Source organism: Nostoc sp. UHCC 0251, assembly GCF_034932245.1.
Classification (GTDB): Bacteria; Cyanobacteriota; Cyanobacteriia; order Cyanobacteriales; family Nostocaceae; genus Nostoc.
In genome coordinates this window covers 12,892-31,848 of the sequence record NZ_JAYGHD010000036.1, presented here as the reverse complement: position 1 = coordinate 31,848, position 18,957 = coordinate 12,892, and the positions used below count along the sequence as shown (strand labels likewise).

Sequence of the window (18,957 nt, the reverse complement as noted above, 5' to 3'; positions counted from 1 at the left end):
TCGCAATTCGCAATTAATGCCCCAGGATTTATCCGGGGGCTTGAACCAAGCAAAGCTTAAAATTTATCTATCCATAAATGAATTTAGTTGCTCTGTACCATCAAGGAATAATTGGTCAAAAATTTACCAAGCCCATACTTCTCTACGAGAGGCTGCGCCTTAAGCGTAGCTATGCCGCAGGCTTTACGGCTACGCTCAGTAACCATAAATAAATTTATTTGCTCTGTACCTTTTTATTTATGGTCATTCACTAATGACAAATGACTAATGACTAATGACAACTAAGAACTTGAGACAAAGCGATCGCGCCCCCCGGCCTTTGCTTGGTAGAGTGCTTTATCTGCCTGGACAATCAAATCTGAAGGTGAGGATTCCCAAGTGGGCACAACAGTAGCTACGCCCATACTGAGGGTGACATACTGACTCACCGCAGACCCGTCATGAGCAATTTGCAAGCCTTTGATTCCCGCTTGTATCGCTGCGGCAACATGAACTGCGCCAGATGCAGGGGTATATGGCATAATCACAGCAAATTCTTCGCCACCATAACGCGCTACTAAATCCTGATGTTTTTGTGCCTTAAGGCTTAATAAAGCACCCACTTTTTGTAAACAGACATCCCCAGCAGGATGACCATATCTATCGTTATAAAATTTAAAATAGTCGATATCACACAAAATCATTGACAAAGGAAATTCCTCTTGTGCCAGATTAATCCACTGAGTATTGAGATAATCGTCAAAACGGCGACGATTGGCTAACTCAGTTAAGCCATCCACATTGGCAAGGTGCTGCAAAGCTTGGTTTGCTGCCTCTAACTGTTTGTATACTTGCACTTGCTGTAGCAGTCGGCGCAACCGCTGGCGCAATACAGGCCAGTGAATTGGTTTAGTGACATAATCAGTCGCCCCTGCGTCAAAAGCACGGTCTACGGATTCTTCATCATCCAAGCATGTGATCATTAATATGGGAGTGCGCTCCCATATCTTAGAGATCACAGTATTATTAAGTGTTGAGTCAGTATCAAAGGTTGCAAGGGCTGAGATTAAATTATTCCTGGCAATCTGGAGCAAGTGCTTACAGCAGGTAAAGCCATCCATTACAGGCATTACAGCATCTAGCAGAACTATATCTGGTTTGATAGTTTCGTAAGCATCTAAACATTGCTTACCATCATTAACCTCAACCACCCGATAACCTTCTTGTTCCATAGCTTTACGCAACAATACTCGGATAGTTTTGTCATCATCAGCCACTAGAATCAGTGGAGGTTGCTTAGAAACAGAAAATGGGCTTATGCCTGACATGAGTTGCCTTCCACTTGCGGGACTATCCTGAAAGGGGCTGTGCAACTCAATCGCATGGGAGCGATCGCTTTTTTAATCAATGCCAGGATTTGCGGCAAAGATGTGTCTGGCTTCCCAATCAACTGTTTTTTTACAATAGACTGCTCAATGTTAGTGAGCCAAGCAAGCGGTAGATAACTAAGTTGCATAGACAATCTATAATTGGAACACGAAGGCAATTCTTACCTTTTTGTTCGGCTATGGTTATGGGAGGAAATGCTACCTTTATATTTCCCCATTATTCAAGTCAAATTGCGATTTTTTTGAAAATTACAAATCCACACCTTAGTTATTTAGCTCTGTAGTTAGTTGAGAAATTTAAAGATACAGGTTAAAACGATTGCTAAAGCTTGCTCCAAAGATCGTTAAGACTAAATAATAATGTCAGTTCACTGAAATTCATTTAGCTATTTGGGAAGTGTAGCGGAGGTTTAGTATAATTACATAAAACTGAAATTAAACTTTGTGTAAAACTTGATTTTTGAGACGATTGGGGTTAATAAATAAAAGAAAATTTTACTGAATTCGATTTAGTATATTTAGTTAAATTAAAAAATATATTTTTTAGAAAATACAGTAATTCTTTATCTAACTTTAAATGAAGCTATACTAAAATAAAATTAATATTTTATTTTAAACAATTAAATCTTAAATTACTTCACAGGCAGTACATAAAACCACCATATTTTTAGCTACACTAATAACCAAAAGTTCTTACAAAAAAAGTCAAAACCTATTTACATTCACTAAATCTTTAAAATGCCAGACTCATTAATGTATCAGCAAGATCACTTTGTTGTTTTAGAAACAAATCAACCAGAACAATTTCTGACACAATCAGAGTTATTAGAAAAGCTCAAAACAACTATCCAACAACTTATAATTCAAGATTTGCCACCTGACTTGCAAAAGTTTGATACTGCGGAAGCTCAAGCGCAATATTTACTTGACACTAGCTGCGAATTAGATATTGCTCCTGGGCAATATTTGCAATGGTATGCAGTTCGTTTAGAAAAGTAACTTTTTGATCACTGGTTAAGAGGTTGTTTGAAAAGTTTTTTGCTGTGACTTTCGGTACTTTTAGATCCCCCCTAACCCCCCTTAAAAAGCGGGTAACTGGAATCAAAGTCCCCCTTTTTAAGGGGGATTTAGGGGGATCTAAAATTTGTAAAGATAACTTTTCTTCTTGACTATTGACTATTGACTACTGACTAATGACTGTTGTGGAGTATTGATCAACGCTAGCTCAATTCTATCTTCAGATGGCTGCGTTATTTTAACCTCTAATCCGGGGCCAAAATAGTTAGTCATTTTTTCCTGCTTTTTTTGCCACACATCAATTGGTATTAGTGGTGAATCAAATTCTAAAATTAGGGCATAGCTGCCATTGATTTCTGTTTCTCGTAAGCCTGTTACTGTTGGCCGTTCCTGGTCAGAGGGACTCAAACCCAAAAAAGAAAGTGTTGTATCTAGATGAGCATCTTGACCGTAACAATATCGGGTGATGTCTTTGCGAATTTTATTTTGAGTATCAGTTGCTTGCTGTTCCCGCAATATCAAGGCTGACGGTGACGTAGTTTGGCTAAAAGGTACTGGCTTGAGTTCATTAGCTTTTAGCGCCAACCCTCCCAACAATAAAGGAATCCCGTAAAAAAATCCGACAAGATTAAGTGTGGCATTATTAGCAGCATAGGCGACGAAGCCCATGATGGTTAATATACCGCCAACAGTTAAACCGAGTGTTCCCAAAGAGATTTTGCGTAGCATGAGCTTAAATTAATATAAATTCTGAATACCTCAGTTTTATTATCATCGGCTATGAGTAACAAATTAGGGAAGAACATCGTCCCCAGTCACTAGTATTCAACCACTCAAAATTGCCGGGTTAAGACTGATACGGTAAGAAGTCAAGAGGTTCTGCCTTGCTTGTATCAGAATTTTGGTAGACACAAGGACACTGAGAGTTTCTCGACCACAAGCTTATTGTAGTGGATTACTTAGGGCGTATAGTGCCCCAGAATGTTTGATTTTGAGTTAACTTTAAACTTAAAGGTAGTTAAAGATAGGAAAAAAATAATGGATTTACAGACTATAAAAGAACGAATTGCCGCAGTTCAAAGCAAACGTGATTACCTGTTAAGCTTACTTGAGCAACCAAATTTGGGAACTTTGAGAGTTGACGTAAATCAGGCTTTGGAAGAACTGGATGAGTTAATTGATGAATTTAGACGCACCATTCCGGTAGAGTAGAAATTATCAAAAATTGCGTCGGTTTAACCGTAAACTTCAGGTTATACCGACGCTCCTCAGTATTATCATGTTCTCAAATCCTCAGAACTGAACTAAGTGTAAGTTAGTGAAGCAACATAGCTGGATCATTTATCCTGCAACAGAACCATCTCCTGCACGCTGACCTAACTGCCTAACTAAGGCAATAAGTTCGCTTGTAGGCACATCTTTTTTGCAAACGTCATCAAAGCTAGACATTGCCTTTGTATTCTGAAGATTTACGTCTTCTACTGAGGAGTAAGCAAGGATCTGGGTGTTCGGAGATATAGCCTTAATCTGACTAGACGCACTCCAGCCATCCATGACTGGCATCTGTAAATCTAAAACAATGACGTCAGGCTGGCAACGTTTAACCATTTCTATAGCTTCTTCACCATTAGTGGCTAAACCTACTACTTGAATATTTTCCTGGCAAGAAAAAACTAATTGTAAGGTTAAACGAGTCAGTTCGTGGTCATCAACTACTAGAACACGCAAGGTAGAAAGCTCACAGGATAACATTAACATTGAGGCGAAGAACGAAATTATTTCAGAACAGCCCCTCTAGTTTATGGGAACAAATGCCAGGACTAACTCTATCCTATGGTTGAATAACTTGCGTGAATCCATGACAAACAACTTAGATAACTTCTCAAAAAAGTCAAGTTTTTTTAAAAAACTAAGTTGAACTAGTTGTCAAGGTAGAAGTTACTTATTTTTTAATCAATCAGGTTTGAGGCTACACCACTTGAGCGTAATGCCATATTCATAAGAATTTTTTGTGAATTAGCTTCTGGAGAATCATCATAGGGACGGCGTTGAATATAAGTACCATCGGCTTGTAATTCCCAAGCTTGACGATTATCTGCGAGCATAATTCCCATAATTTCTTGCAAATCTTTGGCAACATCAGGGTCTTTGACTGGGGTAATTACTTCCACTCGGCGATCTAAATTGCGGCGCATCCAGTCGGCACTGCCGATATAGATTTCTTCCTGTGTATTGTTATGAAAATAATAAATCCGGGAGTGTTCTAAAAAGCGACCGACAATGCTGATTATGCGAATGTTTTCACTAATGTCTTTGAGTCCTGGGCGCAAACAGCAAACGCCTCTGATAATTAAGTCGATTTGCACTCCGGCGCGGGAAGCTTCATATAAGGTGGCGATAATTTGCGGATCGACTAGGGAATTCATTTTGGCAACTATGCGTCCAGAAAATCCATTTTGAACATTTTCAATTTCGCGGTGAATTAGCGCCAAAAAGCGATCGCGCATATTCACAGGCGCAACCAGTAATTCTCGATAAGACTTTTGCAGGGAGTAGCCTGTTAAGAAATTAAATAAATCTGTGATGTCAGCACCCAATTCCTCACGGCAACTAAACAATCCCAAGTCTGTATACAGCCGTGCCGTTTTTTGGTTATAGTTACCTGTGCCTATATGCACGTACCGACGTATCCGATCTTTTTCCCGCCGTACCACTAAAACGGTTTTACTGTGGGTTTTCAGCCCGACTAGACCATAGACTACATGAACTCCTACTCTTTCTAGTCGTCTTGCCCAGTAAATATTATTCTCTTCATCAAATCGCGCCTTTAATTCCACCAGTACGGATATCTGCTTGCCATTTTCGGCGGCGGCAATTAAAGCGTTGACAATGGGCGAGTCACCAGAAGTCCGGTAAAGGGTCATCTTGATGGCTAACACATTGGGATCGTAGGCAGCATGGGTAATAAAGCGCACCACTGTAGCCGAAAAGGATTGATAGGGATGGTGTACTAGCAAATCCTTTTCTTGAATCACAGCAAAAAAGTCTTTTCCTTCGTCCGTCTCCAATGCATCTGGATCTAAACTCGGTTCCCTCAATCTTTGCAGGCGTGATGGTACAACAGATTGGCGTGGTGGATCTTTAAGTTCTGGCAATGGCAAGGACATAAAAGACATCAAATCCCGCAATCCCAAAAGACCGTCTACTTCGTAAAGGTCACTTTCTGTTAATTCCAAATCATGCAATAATCGCGATCGCACTATTTCAGGAGTCTGGGATTGAATTTCCAACCGGACTGGACTCCCACCCAAGCGGCGTTTTCGCAATTCCTGTTCAATCGCTAACAATAAGTCATCTGCCTCATCTTCTTCTAAGACCAAATCGGCATCACGGGTAATGCGGAACGGGTGATATTCTTGAATGTTCATCCCTGGAAATAAAGATTCCAAGTTATGAGCGATCGCTTGTTCTAAGGGTACTCCAGTCCAGTGAGCAGGTTTTTCGCTGTTCTGATCTCCCAACTCAGGCGGTATGGGTAAAAATCGTGGTAAAACACTGGGGACTTTTACTCTGGCAAAGAGTTCTTCTTCGGTGTTTGGGTTTTTGACCACAACAGCCAGATTCAGACTGAGATTAGAAATAAAAGGAAATGGATGACTAGGATCAACAGCCAGGGGAGTCAAAACTGGAAAGACTTGTTCATAAAAATAACTGTTGAGATGAGTCCGCTGTTTTTGATTCAAATCTATGTAATCCAGGATATGGATACCATGATTTACAAGTATTGGACGAAGTACTTCCTCAAAATGTTGATGCTCTTTCTTTACAATAGGAGTGAGGGTAGACCTAATATCGTCTAACTGTTGTTGTGGTGTTCGACCATCGGAAGTTAACAGGCTCACTTTCGCCTCTACTTGTTGCTTTAAACCAGCAACACGTACCATGAAAAACTCATCCAAATTGGAGTTGAAGATTCCCAAAAACTTGAGACGTTCTAGAAGAGGTGTGCGATCGTCACAGGCTTCATGTAATACCCTGGCATTAAATTCTAGCCAGCTTAACTCTCGGTTAAGATAATATTGTGGGTCGCTGAGATTGATGGGGGTAGAGCTTTTTTTAGATTTTGCCATAATGACCTAAAGGCAGGCAGATATAGACCATTTAACTGGAGAATATAAATATAGTAAGTTAAATAGTGCATAGAGGTGAAGCGCCTTGGTGTCAAACTTTGTTTCTTCGCCTAAACAAAAAAATTCAGGGATTAGCAGAAGGTAATTATCTTGTATTTTCTTCACTGCTATGTAAATTGGGAATTGTAAATTTTGATCGTAAATAACGTCTTTGCTAATTGTTACGTCTATAACAATCCGATTTGATTTTTGAAAAAATTTAAGTATATGTAGGGTGTATTCTCGCTGAGAGTGGTGCGTTATATGTTTCAAGCTACTCGCCGTCGTCTTGCCGTCTGGTACACTGCAATCACCGCTGTATTACTACTATTATTCGCCAGTGGAGTATATTTATATGTCCGCAGTACATTAATCGAGCGGATTGACGATACCCTCAATCATGTGGTGGAAATTGTAGAGCGATCGCTTGTAGTTGAGCCAATCAATGGTAATGTCGAAAAATTACGCGTTAATGTAGAATCCAGTTTTCGTAATAATGTTGACACTGTAGAAGATGATCACATTGACCTAGAATGGTTTAGCCCGACCGGTGAATTACTTTGGTCAACTCTATTTGAACCCCTAAATATTCCCATTCATGCCAACCTTACTGGTGAAACTGTACGCGTAGTCAAGGCAGACAACGGGACTTGGAGCGACTCAGGGCTATTATTGCGGCAAATTACACAGCGAGTAGAAGTTGGGCGGCAGGTATTGGGATATCTGCGTGTTAGTCATCCCTGGTTTGAAGTCACTAAACCCAGTCGCCAGTTAATTTTTGATTTGGCACTAGGTATTTGGTTAATGGTGCTTTCTGTGGGAGCAAGTGGCTGGTTTCTTTCGGGTAAAGCGATGGAACCTGTACGTGAATCTTATCAACGCCTCAAACAATTTACTGCTGATGCTTCCCATGAACTTAGAAGTCCCATTACTTTGATTCAAACAAATGTGCAAGTTGCCCTTGCTGACTTGGATTTAGCAGAGACAGAGGCAGCTACTTCTTTGCAGTATCGGCAACAGTTAAAGGTAGTGGAAAGGTTAACGCAGCGTTTGGGTAAGTTAGTCAATGACTTACTGTTCTTAGCAAGGCAGGATAGTGGTATTAGCAAAGATGTCTTTTCACCTTGTCCCTTGGACGCTTTGCTGATGGAAGTGGTTGAAGAACAACAATTGTTAGTCCCTGAAAAAAAAATCGCTCTTTCTCTAGACTTAATTGACCCTCCCGCCTCCGAAACTAGTCCAGAATTACTAGAAAATTGGTTTACCCTGGTTGGCAATTGGGATCAGTTGGTGCGACTGTTCACAAATTTAATTGCTAACGCCTTGCATTACACATCAGCAGGTGGACGAGTGAAAATCGAATTGGCGCGGATAGAGGGAATAAATCGTGTTTCTGGACTACGTTACACCAGTGCCCAGTTGCAAATTAAAGTCAGTGATACCGGAGTTGGAATTCCAGCGTCAGCCCTACCACGCTTGTTTGACCGCTTTTATCGGGTAGATCCGGCACGAACCCATACAACTGGGAATACAGCTACAGCAAGCGCTACTGGTTCAGGATTAGGATTAGCGATCGCTCAAGCTATTGTGGAACATCACCAGGGTCATATTCAAGTTGAAAGCACCCAAGGCTTTGGCACTACGTTCACTGTCACTTTACCAATAACTCTTGAGTCTTAATTCATAAATTCAACAATTGTTTCTTGTGACAGATGCACGAAAGGAAATTTATTTGTTAAATTGCTTGCATAGCAACAGTCGCAATGTTTAGCAATCGAATTGCTTGCTAATAGTTTCATATTTGGATTATTCATACTTGCTTTCTTATTTAATTGATTAAGTTTGTCAAACTTTAGAATGAGATATAGGACTAGTACCGCAAGGCGGAAGTCAAAAGTCAAAAGTCAAAAAGCTTATAGGACAGACTTTTTGCCGATTTGGAATGGGTGGTTTATTTACGCCGTGTTGTACTAGTATTTGATTTATGAAAAAAATGTAGGATGTGTTACGGCTTCCGTAACGCACCAAAATCTTCGGATGGTGCGTTAGCCTACGGCATAACACACCCTACCGAAATATTTTCAGAAATCAAATATGATTCCTATATTATGTTTGACTATCTCTTATTAATGAACCTATAGTTAGAGATAAAAAATCGGCTGAGTTGTTAACTTTTATATGTATTCGGTACAAATTAGCCGCTAATTAAATTTGCTGTTTGAGAAACTTTTCTTTTAAAGAAAGAGAAATTGAATTGTATCAGGAGTTAAGAATGAATATGAAGTTTAAAAATTTTCGCAAGTCTGCTGAGTTATTTGGTGCTATGTGTGGTGGATTATTGATCACTCTGCCAGCAATTCCTCAAGCAGTAGCACAACAATCAGTAACACAACAATCTACTCCCAAGATTAACCCCTGCCCTAGAATTTTCTACGAAGAACCACATAACAGTCGGGTTGTCGTACCGCAAGGATGTCCTGCGAATGCGCTAACTCAAAGACTAGCTGCTCAAGGGCTTCTTCCCGCTAACCCATCACAAGAGCAAACAAGATTGGGCGTAGGCGGTGAAACACCTCAGGGAACCCCTTCTTCAACAGTTAATCCCAATCCTAGTATTGGTAATCAGCCCCAAAATACTGTGCAGCCTGACGGTTCTACGCAACCTTCGACATCATCAGAACCAGGTGTCAGCCCAGCAACCGTAGTCCCTGGTGAGCAAAACATAACACCCGGAAGCCGAAATACTTCAACAACTCCAATACCCTTACCCAGTCAGCAACAAGCCCCCAACGCTACGATCGCACTGGCAAATGGTAGAGTTAATATCAGGTTGGTAAATGACACTGCGACTAATGTAACCTACCAAGTAATTGGCGATACAGCACCGCGATCGCTATCGGGTAAGTCTGATGTAACACTGCAAAGTTTAAGCGCACCAGTAACTGTGACATTCCAACGTGAAGATGGCGGACAGTTGACGGTGACTCCACAAATTTCTTCAGAGGCAGGAAGTTTAGAAGTTAGATTTAACGAAGCCACCGATGTAGCACAAGGTAGAAGTACTATGAGAATTGAACAAAACGGTTCACTCTTCTTGAATTAATCAGATAGTGGAAAAAATATAGCAATCCTAAATGAGATTGTGAAATTAGTCGTGGAGGCGGGTAAGAGGCAATAGGCAATAGGCAATAGGCAAGAGGCAGGGAATAGGCAATAGGCAATAGGCAAGAGGCAAGAGGGAAAGTAGGGGCAGTTTATGAATTGCTCCTACTTTCGTTGAAGCATTTTAGTTAGTTGATCTAGCAATTGCACTTCTTGTTTGCTGTCTTCCAATGTTCGCGCCAGTATAATCGCCCTTTCGTAAAAATTGCGGGCAGTTAAATAATTACCTTGTTGCTTGTATAACTGAGCGTAAGACTCAAAAGATTTTAATTCTTCTCGCAAATTTTGCAATTCTTTAGCGAGTTTTAAACGTTGCTCTAGTAAATCAAAAGCCCGTTCATAGCGTCCTACAGCAGTGTGAGCTGTAACTAAACCGTCAATTGCCCGTAATTCATTAGTGCGATCGCGGTTGGTTTTAGCTGTCCGCATTGCTGCCCCATAAGTGGCAATGGTATCCTGATAATTTCCAGATGCTAGGTAGGCATCACCTAAATTATTGAGGGTATTTGCTTCACCGATGGCATCGCCAGTCTGACGGCGGAAAATTAAAGCATTTTCATACAATTTAATCGCCTTGTTATAATCTCCCAACCTGGCAGTTACCAAACCCAAATTACTCAAAGATAGTCCTTCACCTTCAATATTTTTGACATTGTGAGCAATTGAGAGTGTATCTTCAAGCGTTTTGCCAGCAGTAGCGAATTCTCCTTGTTGCAACAAAAATGTAGCGATATTATTCAGGACAAAAATCTGAGCTTGAAAGTCTTTAGTATCACGAGCGATCGCTAATCCTCGCCGTAAAGAATCTTCTGCTTCTTTTAAACTACCTAGCTGAAAATAAGCCTTGGCAAGTAAATTATAAGTCAGACCTTGGGCTTTTAGATCGCCAATTGAGTGATATAGTTCCAGTGCCCGCAAGCAAGATGCAATTGTTTTATCGACATTTCCTGAGGCGTATTGTTGTTTACCAATACTCAGAAAGCTATCTGCTTCATCTCTTGATTGTCGCCCAACGTTACTATTTAAAGGGCGGTGGAGTTGTTGCGTAATATCAACCGCACCCGCAGCTATGGGATTCAGCAAAAAAGTAAATACTAAAAAGCTGTGTAAAAGCACCTGGGGACGAGAAATCGCACCTACACAAACTAAGCCTACCTTTTGCGTGGGAAATAGAAGCCGTTGTTTCATAAAAATTACCCCTAAAGTTACGGGTTTAAGTAGAAGGTCTAAGAAAAAGTTTTAAGTTTTTAAATTGAAGACAAACAATATACGCGTTTACACTTAAGTTATGATTGCGCTAAATCCTCCCCAAAGTATATGGCGCGGATATCTGCGGGTAATTTGTCCTCTAGCATACGATAACCTTCCTGGAGAAAATTGGCTACTTCGTTTGGAGCGATCGCTTCTCCTTCAGCTTGCAGATAGGCAGCGATTCTAGTTTCGCTCCAGTGGAAAGTTTGAGCCATTAACACGATTAATCGCAAAACAGGTGGTAGTTGGTCTAATGCTTGTTCTACATAGCACCATAGCGGCGGCGAAGTTGCTTGAAGAGAATAATGAATTGCTTCTGTGGGTGGTAGTTTAATCTCGTTAATACAGAAAGCTGTCATATTAATTAACCAATTCTGCATGGTTAAAGCTTCCTCACCTGATTCCGAGTCAGTTAAATTTAGCCCACCGAGTTCGTAATAAATATGCCGCCAAGTGAGGGCAAACAGATAATCTGCCTGCACAGGCGATCGCGCCGAATGCCGGATTAAGGTATACACTATGGGACTGTAGCGGCAGAAAATCACCGTAAAGTATTTTCCGGCATCTGGATTTTGCTGAAACAGAGTAAGTAGTTCATGGTCACTGTGATGGAACAGCGACTTCACCAGCGGGTGATTAGCTTCCGGGAAATGAGGAATTTGCATAAGCCTTTCGATCGATAGTTGTTAAAATAGTTTTGGGAATTGCACTCCCGTAGTTAATCGCATAATATCTTGGTGTTGCCCAGTTTGTAGCTCAAACTCAGACTACTTCAGTATTGATAAACTAGAAGCAAAGACTTAATTTTAGTCTTTATCGACAATCATAAAATCGGCTCCCTTATAGAATCCTTATTTGTTCATGGTTATAGCAGTTAGTGTGATATCGTTCCTGCTCAGTCCCCTTACCTTAGGCTCCTTTCTGCCTTCCCTGCCCTTAGATAGCCTGTTCTCCACTCAAGGCATTATGGTGATGCTGCTAGCAGCTTACGCTGGCGCAATGTGGATGTTCCTCACCAGTGCCCCAAAAGTACACACTGTAATGGTGTCGGATTTGGAGATTGCCCGACAGTTGTATGAAGGGCTGCTAGATTTGCCAGCAGCTGAGGTGCCATTGCACTACTACTACAATTACGAACAAACTATCGGCGCAACTGGCATTGATCCACTATATATGTCTACTGGGCCGAGCTTGTCTAGTAAAATGATGAATAATGCCAATGATGGGCTGTGGTATCAATTGAAGAAAAACACCCAGCTACATGTCATTACTGGAGCGAGTTTAGGTAGCAAAAATCAACAACGCCACGTTTGTTTTGATCACGACTGCTTGGAAATGATTTTAATGCGAGTCGAAACGCGCGGTTTGAAATTCAAGATTCGTAACCAGAAGCCCCTGAATTTTTTGGTTAAGGACTATGAAGGGCGCGTGATTGAGGTGGCTGAGGTAGCGAATTAGTCATTAGATTTTAGATTATTTTAGGTTGGGTGGGGTGCGTAGTTTGCCGCCGTAGGCATCGCTCTACCCAATATTTTTTATATAGCAGGTGAAGCGTAGCTTGCCGCCGTAGGCATCACTGTACGATTGATTATCCAAAGTCATTATCGGTTTTTGCTAAATAAAAGCTTATGGCCGTGGAAAATATGTACACATCTCATCTGTATGAAACAGACTTCTATGATTGGACTCAAGAGCAGGTTAGCTTACTCAAAACTCAACAGTGGGATCAATTAGATACTGTTAATCTGATTGAAGAAATTGAAACTTTGGGCAGAAGAGAACGGCAAGAATTGAGAAATCGGCTAGGAGTATTGCTAGGGCATTTACTGAAATGGCAATTTCAACCTGAAAAACGTAGTAATAACTGGTTGAGTACAATTCGAGAGCAACGTGTCCAAATTAAGCTGCTTCTGCAAGATAGCCCTAGTTTGAAACCCCATCTAGATGAAGTTTTCCTGACTGTTTATGAATTAGGTTTAGCTTTAGCAATTCGAGAAACTGAGTTAGGTGAGCAAGTTTTTCCAGAAATCTGTCCTTATACTTTAAGCGAAACTCTAAATCCTGAATTTTTACAAAATCTAAATCAGGTTAAGGAGCAGGGTGAGTAATTACAATTACCCAAATAATCTTTTATCACCGTAAACCGTGGCAAATAAAAGCAGCCCAGTACCGAGGATCTGAAAAGGGAAATTCCTGAGTCGAATTTTTTATGTCATAAATTTGACTTAATACTTTACGGTACTTTTTATATTCACAGTCCCACTCTAAATAGGTGGCTGAACCTTTGGAATATTGGTTTCTATTAGTTTTTGCTTCTTTCGATTTGTTGGTAACTTGACTATAAAATTCTTGTATATCCTCTCTACTTAGCAGTGCCTCTTTCTTAAGTTCGCGCAGTTTGATTTGGGCTTGCTGTAAAGCTTTAGGACGGCTGTTACCTTCTTGTCGATGTTGGTAATAAAAGATAGAAAATAATGCTGTTGCTAAGTCATCTATTAACCATAAACTACTAACAACGCTTCTAGCACCAGCACACAAAAATCCTGTGGAGAGAGTAAGAATATCATCAGTTAAGGAAGGAGTACCTAAATTAGTTTCGCAGCAACATAAAAAGACTTCTACAAGTTGAGGTAAACGCCAGTTTGGAGTCATCAATTGCCCCAAGGTAATGCTACCATCAGCTAATTTTAACTGTGATTCTAAAGGATTATCGCGACAATATTTGGCATGGTGGCAGGAATGAAGTACTTGAACTTGTTGTGCTAATTGTCGATAGTTTTTAGTGGTAGCTTGATTGCTGCCAATTAATCTATTCTCTCGTGGAATATTGTATATTTGGGCAAGTTTTTCGCCTTCAAATCTGGCACAGGGAAGATTATCTTCGGCATCTTCCACAGTTCCATATTTTAGAGATATTTCATTAAATATCCCTACAGTATCGCGTTGTTGACAAAATCCTAAAATTTGGCAACTCGGGGTGTAACGAATCAGAAATTTATCTCCTAAATATTCCTGATATTCTCCTGTAGGCAAAGCTGTGAAAGGAATCTGATGCAGTAACCGGTGAGGTACTAAAATTAATTCTTCTATTCCTTGAAGATGTTCGGATATGAGTTCAGATATTTGTAGGCATTCAGCTAGTTCGCGGAGAATACTGTTAATTTGAGTTTGCCATTTTTTGGGTTCATCTCTATAAGGCAATAACCAATTCTGCTCAATCCAGCCTTGTAATATATCTAACCCTTGTCCTATGCAGGTGTGGAGAGTAATTTTGTTTTGCTGCACGACAAAAATATGGGTGTCGCTGTTGGTAGTGTAGAAACTGAGAATAGCTGTATTGGTTTGGTCAATTAGCTTTTGAATTTCTGACAATTTCAGAGGGTTAACTTGAATTTCTCCAGCTAATACAGGATCTTCGCGTCTGATATTTTCCCAAACTTGTTGTTTTTGTCTTTCTAAAAATATGATTTTTTGGTTGCGTTCTTCCCAAATAGCGCGTGTTTCACTACGGTTATTTTCAGATTTATGACTTTGGCGTTCTTGCTCAATTTGTTGTTGCAGTTCTTCGTATTGCTGCAATAATTTTTGGACTTTTGGGGGTATTTCTTCGCCTTGAAATAGGTTGTAGCTTGCCATTAAGTCTACAAGAAGTTTGGAACGCGATCGCTCTGAATATTCAAAGGCTTTTTCTATTTGTCCAGCATTGATGCAGGCTTGCACCATTTTTTCATAAACATCAATAGCTTCTTCTAAAATTTCTTGACGACGTGATTCAGATTTTGCCCAAGAACGACTTATTTCGACTGCTTCGATGGCTAGGCTATATCCTTCGATAGCTTCTAACCAACGCTTTGCGTTTGTAGCAATCTCACCTAGTTGGTTAGAAGCTGTTAAGCACTGTGAAGGAAAAGCTGTAGCTGTGAAGATTTCTAGAGAAAATCGACAACAAGCGATCGCTTTATCAATCTTCCCTAAATGTGTGTAGGCAATGGCGAGATTATTTTGGTTTTTAGCCCAATAGTCGGGAAAACTATCACGGGTAAAAACTTGGAAGGCTGCTTCATAATATTGAATTGCTTTATCCAAATTTTCCGGTTTGTTTCCTATTATCCTTTTACTGTAAACAATACCCAAATTTTTTTGAGCCATTGCCCAATCCATAGGAAACGTCTCTTGACTGTAGATTTGCAAAGCTGATTCAAAGGCTGCGATCGCTCGTTCCTGATTTTTCGCAAAGTAGAGGTATGGCGGCTTTAAATATGCTATTCCTAAATTGTTTTGGGTTATAGCCCATTCTCTAGGAAATGTCTCTTTGGTATAGACCTGCAAAGCATCTGTGTAACTTTCAATAGCTATTTCCAAATTAACAACTTGGTTGCCTCTAATTCTCTCACGGTAGGCATTTGCTAGATTTAGTTTTGTTTGTGCCCAATCATCAGGTAAAGCCTCACGGATACGGACTTGCAAGGCTGCTTCAAAGGAAGCGATCGCCATTTTCAAATTTTCTGCGCGATCGCCATGAATTCGTTCAACAAATACAGCACCTAAAGTGTTAAAACTATTAGCCCATAATGTTGGAAAACTTTCTTTTGTATAAACTTCCAAAGCTGAACTAAGATACATTAAAGCCTTATCCAAATTTTCTGCTTTATCACCTTTAACTCTTTGAAAATAAGCTTCTCCCAAATTGTGTTGTAGCTTTGCCCAGTCTTTAGGAAATAATTCGCGGGTGTGAATTGGTAAAGCAGCCTTTAAAAGACTAATTGCCTGTTCTAAGTTATCAGCTTTTTCTCCATAAATACGGTAAAGATAAGCCAGCGCCAAATTATTTTTGATTGTTGCCCACATTTCAGGCATATCTTCACGTTTGACGAATTTTAATGCTTCATGGCAAGCTGATATTGCTTTTTCTATATTCTCGTGTTTATGTCCATATATCCGGCTACTATAGGCTAAACTAAGATTGCATTGTATTTCTGCCCATAATAATTTTACAAACTTTACTTTTTGATTACTTATAAATTCAGCACAAATTTCCCATTGGTTAATAGAAATTTCTAAGTTTAGTGCTTTATTTCCTAAAGGAAACTTGTAAAGGATCTCACTAAAACCACAAAGTTTTGTTCCTAATAAGATTGCTTTTTTAAAATCCATTTTAGACAGATTCTCCGGTATTTTTGTCTGAAGCCAATTAAGAAATTCATAATTTAACTTGTCTAAATTTGCTTCTATAAACGAATATGCAATCTCATATTTACCAGTACTTATACTTTTATAGCTTATATGTGATGCTTCTTTTAGAAAAAAATAAAATTCAGTATTGCGGTTTTGTTGAACTTGCTTAGATTTGAAATTACCGAATCTTTTTCCCATTTTTATTTACTTAATCTCTAGTTATAGCGGTTCCCGACCTAGTGAGGTACGTTTTTCAAGCTATTAACCTTGGTAAGCAAGATTTGGGTGTACCTCAGTTGCTTGAGAAACGCTATATGCTTACTGCTTACTTAAAATTTCCGCCAGCTTCTCTATAAATTCTTCAGCTAAATCCAACAAGTCAGTTTCATCAATTTCATCACTACTAGTTCCGCGATTACTTTCTGCAACTGCCACACTGCCCGCTAATACATTTTTCACAGCAAAAATCCGGTCTTCTTCTTCAGATAAACTCAAACATTTTTCCAACTCAACAGCAATTTCTTGGAGCGATTTATCTTTTAGCTGCTTTCTTACCCTGACCGCTACTAAGTCATCACTTTGCAGAAAATTAGTCACTAATTCTACAAAAATTTGCTGCCCATCTTCATCTTCTCCCCATGTTTCTAGCCAATCTCCATCAACATCATCACAATATAAATGAGCAGCTTCAAGCCCATACTTCATGATGTCATCCTGCACTTTTTGAGCAGCTTCTACAGCTTGTAAAAAGTTGTCTAATCTCTGTTGACGGTCAGATTGTTTTTCCTGAAGCATAAGGACTCACTTTGTTAAGTAATAAGGTGGTTATACAAATCCAATCAATGACAGTGACCGACAACTATAAATTAAATTTTAAATAACTACCTATACTGAGATTATCGTTGTTATCTAATAATATGTTGACTATCTGATTCACAAAATTAGTTGCACGGGGATTGTAACTTAAGAATAATCCTCTATCTATTGCCCAAAAAATTAGGGTATTTTCCCAATCATCAAACTTTTCTTGAGAAAATTCTTCTGAGACGCTAGTGAGTTGAATACATAGTGGACTCTCTTGCGTACTGCTAACAATTATATCAGTTGCCATAGACAGGTCTGCAATATAGCGTAGTACAGTTGTCCCGCCACAACTTTTAATATTATTAGCAATAGAGCCAATTAATTTGGCATCCTCCTGATTGAACTCCCCCGCCATCAGTTTTCGTCTCCAGATATAAAATTTAGGGTCCTTTTCACTCAACCATTTAGGAAACAAGTAACCATACCAATATTTTAAAGTTGGATTCAGCATTGTTAAAGCTGATTGCTGCTCTTCTTCAGATGGTAATGATTTAAGTCTCAGCCAAACTTCAGTATCTTGGATTATTTGTTGCAAAAACAGGATGACAAATCTTTTAGCAGTCAGTGAACCCGGTTTGACATCTTTCACCCAGCGATTTATCTCTTCTAGCCTTTTCGTTAAAACAGGATCTATGACAGATGCTTCCTCTATGAGTAATCTTAATTGTTTTTTAATTTCTTTGGCTTGCAAATAATGATAAACCTCAAATCTGGAGTAGGTCGTTGAAATTTTAAAATTATTTTATCAGTCTAAATGATAAGTGCAAAACTCTCCATCTTGAGATTAAAGATGTAGCACCAAAGTAGACTGTAGTCTGTGTCATCCTAAATACCTGCCAACTTTTCTAGCAATTCCTCAGCTAAATCCAATAACTCAATTTCATCAACTTCATCACTAGTTCCGCGATTACTTTCTCCACACGCCACATTAGCAACCAAAACATTTTTGACAGCAAAAATCCGGTCTTCTCCTTCAGATAAACTCAAACATTTTTCTAACTCAGCCGCAACTTCTTGAATTGTCCTTGAACCCAAACGCTCTCTCACTTTCACCGCTACTGAATCGTCACTTTCCAGCAGTTTTACCAAAGCTGTTCTCAGTCCATCATCCTCGTGCGAAAACTTCTCAACGGCTACACGCACATATTCCCGCACGCTCATGTTTGCCGCTAATGCCTTTTGGAAAACTACATCTGGTACATCTACCAGCAATACACCTTCGTTATCACTGACTTGATATAAGTCATCCCCTTGTTTGACAGCTACCAGCAAATCTGCACCCAAAGCGTGTAAATAGTGCAACACTGATTCCAACTCATGTTCCTTTAATGCTGACTCTAACTTGGACACCGCAGCTTGTTTTACTCCCAGTTTTTGAGCTAGCTGTGCCTGAGTCAATCCTGCTTTATTACGTATTTCCCGCATGGCATCGGTAAGATATAGGCGCAGGTACTCTAACTTTCCCGCCAGAATCACCTCTGGTTCGTCGCTTACCTTTTGCTGTAACCAAGCTTGAAAATTAGGCTTTTTCATGAATTTTCCCTCTGCTGCAATTCACGCAATCTCACTCTTGCAGGTTCTTTGTCTCTATCTTTGATAGCGCCGTCGTATTTCTTCATAAAGGCGTGCAGCACCACAAACCTCTGAGGAGTAACAGCCGTTAAGATAAACCGTGGATTATGTTCGCTCTTAGTCATCCGTAACTCATACAAATGATCTTCCAGTTTCTCAAAGATGCCACTGGTAAGTGATGCGAGCCTTTTGTCGCACAGGTAGCTAAGATTAACTTGCAGACGCTTGGTTTCGGAAGCACTCAGTAATGGCTTTGGTAGATTTTCTGGTTTCTCCTCTTCGGGAATCATCCTGATGAAAAAAGCCAGCAAATCTTTGGGGATTTCCCCATTGACATCTAGATAAAGTTCCCAAGTCCAGGTCACTTCCTACCTCACAGT

Annotated in this window: 18 protein-coding genes; 6 read left to right on the top strand and 12 right to left on the bottom strand. The window is 39.8% G+C overall.

Translation table 11 applies throughout. From position 1 onward, the window contains the following. Nucleotides 1–281: 281 nt before the first annotated feature. Nucleotides 282–1,307: a PleD family two-component system response regulator gene (locus VB740_RS07205; protein ID WP_323199361.1), complete on the bottom strand. Its 1,026-nt coding sequence runs from the start codon at nt 1,305–1,307 to the stop codon at nt 282–284. Further along, nucleotides 1,295–1,495: a hypothetical protein gene (locus tag VB740_RS07200; RefSeq protein WP_323199360.1), complete on the bottom strand. Its 201-nt coding sequence runs from the start codon at nt 1,493–1,495 to the stop codon at nt 1,295–1,297. The genes VB740_RS07205 and VB740_RS07200 overlap by 13 nt, the downstream gene beginning before the upstream one ends. A 610-nt stretch (nt 1,496–2,105) precedes the next feature. On the opposite strand from VB740_RS07200, the gene VB740_RS07195 reads away from it, so the two are divergent. Next, a complete protein-coding gene (locus tag VB740_RS07195) occupies nt 2,106–2,366 on the top strand; it encodes a chlororespiratory reduction protein 7 (protein ID WP_323199359.1) in 261 nt (86 codons plus the stop codon). A 177-nt stretch (nt 2,367–2,543) separates the two neighbouring features. Here VB740_RS07195 and VB740_RS07190 read toward each other — a convergent pair whose 3' ends face one another. Further along, nucleotides 2,544–3,113, bottom strand: coding sequence for a DUF2854 domain-containing protein (locus tag VB740_RS07190; protein ID WP_323199358.1), 570 nt, complete (start codon nt 3,111–3,113; stop codon nt 2,544–2,546). A 309-nt stretch (nt 3,114–3,422) separates the two neighbouring features. On the opposite strand from VB740_RS07190, the gene VB740_RS07185 reads away from it, so the two are divergent. Next, entirely contained in the window at nt 3,423–3,596 is a 174-nt protein-coding gene (locus VB740_RS07185) for a hypothetical protein (protein ID WP_323199357.1), read from the top strand. A 129-nt stretch (nt 3,597–3,725) separates the two neighbouring features. Here VB740_RS07185 and VB740_RS07180 read toward each other — a convergent pair whose 3' ends face one another. After that, nucleotides 3,726–4,142: a response regulator transcription factor gene (locus VB740_RS07180; RefSeq protein ID WP_323199356.1), complete on the bottom strand. Its 417-nt coding sequence runs from the start codon at nt 4,140–4,142 to the stop codon at nt 3,726–3,728. 191 nt (nt 4,143–4,333) lie between these two features. Beyond that, nucleotides 4,334–6,514 (bottom strand): polyphosphate kinase 1, encoded by a 2,181-nt coding sequence (ppk1, locus tag VB740_RS07175; RefSeq protein WP_323199355.1) that lies wholly within the window; start codon nt 6,512–6,514, stop codon nt 4,334–4,336. Nucleotides 6,515–6,817: 303 nt separating this feature from the next. Between ppk1 and VB740_RS07170 the strand changes: the two genes are divergently transcribed. Together VB740_RS07170 and VB740_RS07165 are read left to right on the top strand one after the other, a co-directional pair. Further along, the gene (locus VB740_RS07170; RefSeq protein ID WP_323199354.1) at nt 6,818–8,233 is read left to right on the top strand and encodes a sensor histidine kinase; all 1,416 of its coding nucleotides are present in this window, start codon (nt 6,818–6,820) and stop codon (nt 8,231–8,233) included. Nucleotides 8,234–8,825: 592 nt separating this feature from the next. Beyond that, nucleotides 8,826–9,656 (top strand): hypothetical protein, encoded by an 831-nt coding sequence (locus VB740_RS07165; protein ID WP_323199353.1) that lies wholly within the window; start codon nt 8,826–8,828, stop codon nt 9,654–9,656. A 164-nt stretch (nt 9,657–9,820) separates the two neighbouring features. Here VB740_RS07165 and VB740_RS07160 read toward each other — a convergent pair whose 3' ends face one another. Both VB740_RS07160 and VB740_RS07155 read right to left on the bottom strand, forming a co-directional pair. After that, nucleotides 9,821–10,903: a tetratricopeptide repeat protein gene (locus VB740_RS07160; protein ID WP_323199352.1), complete on the bottom strand. Its 1,083-nt coding sequence runs from the start codon at nt 10,901–10,903 to the stop codon at nt 9,821–9,823. A gap of 98 nt (nt 10,904–11,001) precedes the next feature. Beyond that, entirely contained in the window at nt 11,002–11,631 is a 630-nt protein-coding gene (locus tag VB740_RS07155) for a sigma-70 family RNA polymerase sigma factor (protein ID WP_323199351.1), read from the bottom strand. A gap of 196 nt (nt 11,632–11,827) precedes the next feature. Between VB740_RS07155 and VB740_RS07150 the strand changes: the two genes are divergently transcribed. Next, entirely contained in the window at nt 11,828–12,424 is a 597-nt protein-coding gene (locus VB740_RS07150; RefSeq protein WP_323199350.1) for a glyoxalase-like domain protein, read from the top strand. 185 nt (nt 12,425–12,609) lie between these two features. Further along, nucleotides 12,610–13,074, top strand: coding sequence for a DUF29 domain-containing protein (locus tag VB740_RS07145; RefSeq protein WP_323199363.1), 465 nt, complete (start codon nt 12,610–12,612; stop codon nt 13,072–13,074). A 25-nt stretch (nt 13,075–13,099) separates the two neighbouring features. Here the strand turns inward: VB740_RS07145 and VB740_RS07140 are convergent, their stop codons facing one another. The 5 genes from VB740_RS07140 to VB740_RS07120 all read right to left on the bottom strand — a co-directional run bounded on the left by VB740_RS07140 (nt 13,100) and on the right by VB740_RS07120 (nt 18,942). Further along, on the bottom strand, nt 13,100–16,120 hold the full coding sequence (locus VB740_RS07140; RefSeq protein ID WP_323199349.1) for a CHAT domain-containing tetratricopeptide repeat protein: 3,021 nt from the start codon (nt 16,118–16,120) through the stop codon (nt 13,100–13,102). Between the two features lie 339 nt (nt 16,121–16,459). Next, complete coding sequence (locus tag VB740_RS07135) at nt 16,460–16,936, bottom strand: hypothetical protein (protein WP_323199348.1); 477 nt, start codon at nt 16,934–16,936, stop codon at nt 16,460–16,462. Between the two features lie 64 nt (nt 16,937–17,000). Further along, entirely contained in the window at nt 17,001–17,696 is a 696-nt protein-coding gene (locus VB740_RS07130; protein WP_323199347.1) for a hypothetical protein, read from the bottom strand. A 134-nt stretch (nt 17,697–17,830) separates the two neighbouring features. Further along, complete coding sequence (locus VB740_RS07125) at nt 17,831–18,538, bottom strand: helix-turn-helix domain-containing protein (RefSeq protein ID WP_323199346.1); 708 nt, start codon at nt 18,536–18,538, stop codon at nt 17,831–17,833. Then, complete coding sequence (locus tag VB740_RS07120) at nt 18,535–18,942, bottom strand: type II toxin-antitoxin system RelE/ParE family toxin (protein ID WP_323199345.1); 408 nt, start codon at nt 18,940–18,942, stop codon at nt 18,535–18,537. The genes VB740_RS07125 and VB740_RS07120 overlap by 4 nt, the downstream gene beginning before the upstream one ends. Between the last annotated feature and the right edge of the window lie 15 nt (nt 18,943–18,957).

Coding starts and splice junctions, on each gene's coding strand:
- VB740_RS07205 (WP_323199361.1), bottom strand. CDS start 1,307: ATGTCAGGCATAAGCCCATTTTCTGTTTCTAAGCAACCTCCACTGATT.
- VB740_RS07200 (WP_323199360.1), bottom strand. CDS start 1,495: ATGCAACTTAGTTATCTACCGCTTGCTTGGCTCACTAACATTGAGCAG.
- VB740_RS07195 (WP_323199359.1), top strand. CDS start 2,106: ATGCCAGACTCATTAATGTATCAGCAAGATCACTTTGTTGTTTTAGAA.
- VB740_RS07190 (WP_323199358.1), bottom strand. CDS start 3,113: ATGCTACGCAAAATCTCTTTGGGAACACTCGGTTTAACTGTTGGCGGT.
- VB740_RS07185 (WP_323199357.1), top strand. CDS start 3,423: ATGGATTTACAGACTATAAAAGAACGAATTGCCGCAGTTCAAAGCAAA.
- VB740_RS07180 (WP_323199356.1), bottom strand. CDS start 4,142: ATGTTAATGTTATCCTGTGAGCTTTCTACCTTGCGTGTTCTAGTAGTT.
- ppk1 (WP_323199355.1), bottom strand. CDS start 6,514: ATGGCAAAATCTAAAAAAAGCTCTACCCCCATCAATCTCAGCGACCCA.
- VB740_RS07170 (WP_323199354.1), top strand. CDS start 6,818: ATGTTTCAAGCTACTCGCCGTCGTCTTGCCGTCTGGTACACTGCAATC.
- VB740_RS07165 (WP_323199353.1), top strand. CDS start 8,826: ATGAATATGAAGTTTAAAAATTTTCGCAAGTCTGCTGAGTTATTTGGT.
- VB740_RS07160 (WP_323199352.1), bottom strand. CDS start 10,903: ATGAAACAACGGCTTCTATTTCCCACGCAAAAGGTAGGCTTAGTTTGT.
- VB740_RS07155 (WP_323199351.1), bottom strand. CDS start 11,631: ATGCAAATTCCTCATTTCCCGGAAGCTAATCACCCGCTGGTGAAGTCG.
- VB740_RS07150 (WP_323199350.1), top strand. CDS start 11,828: ATGGTTATAGCAGTTAGTGTGATATCGTTCCTGCTCAGTCCCCTTACC.
- VB740_RS07145 (WP_323199363.1), top strand. CDS start 12,610: ATGTACACATCTCATCTGTATGAAACAGACTTCTATGATTGGACTCAA.
- VB740_RS07140 (WP_323199349.1), bottom strand. CDS start 16,120: ATGGATTTTAAAAAAGCAATCTTATTAGGAACAAAACTTTGTGGTTTT.
- VB740_RS07135 (WP_323199348.1), bottom strand. CDS start 16,936: ATGCTTCAGGAAAAACAATCTGACCGTCAACAGAGATTAGACAACTTT.
- VB740_RS07125 (WP_323199346.1), bottom strand. CDS start 18,538: ATGAAAAAGCCTAATTTTCAAGCTTGGTTACAGCAAAAGGTAAGCGAC.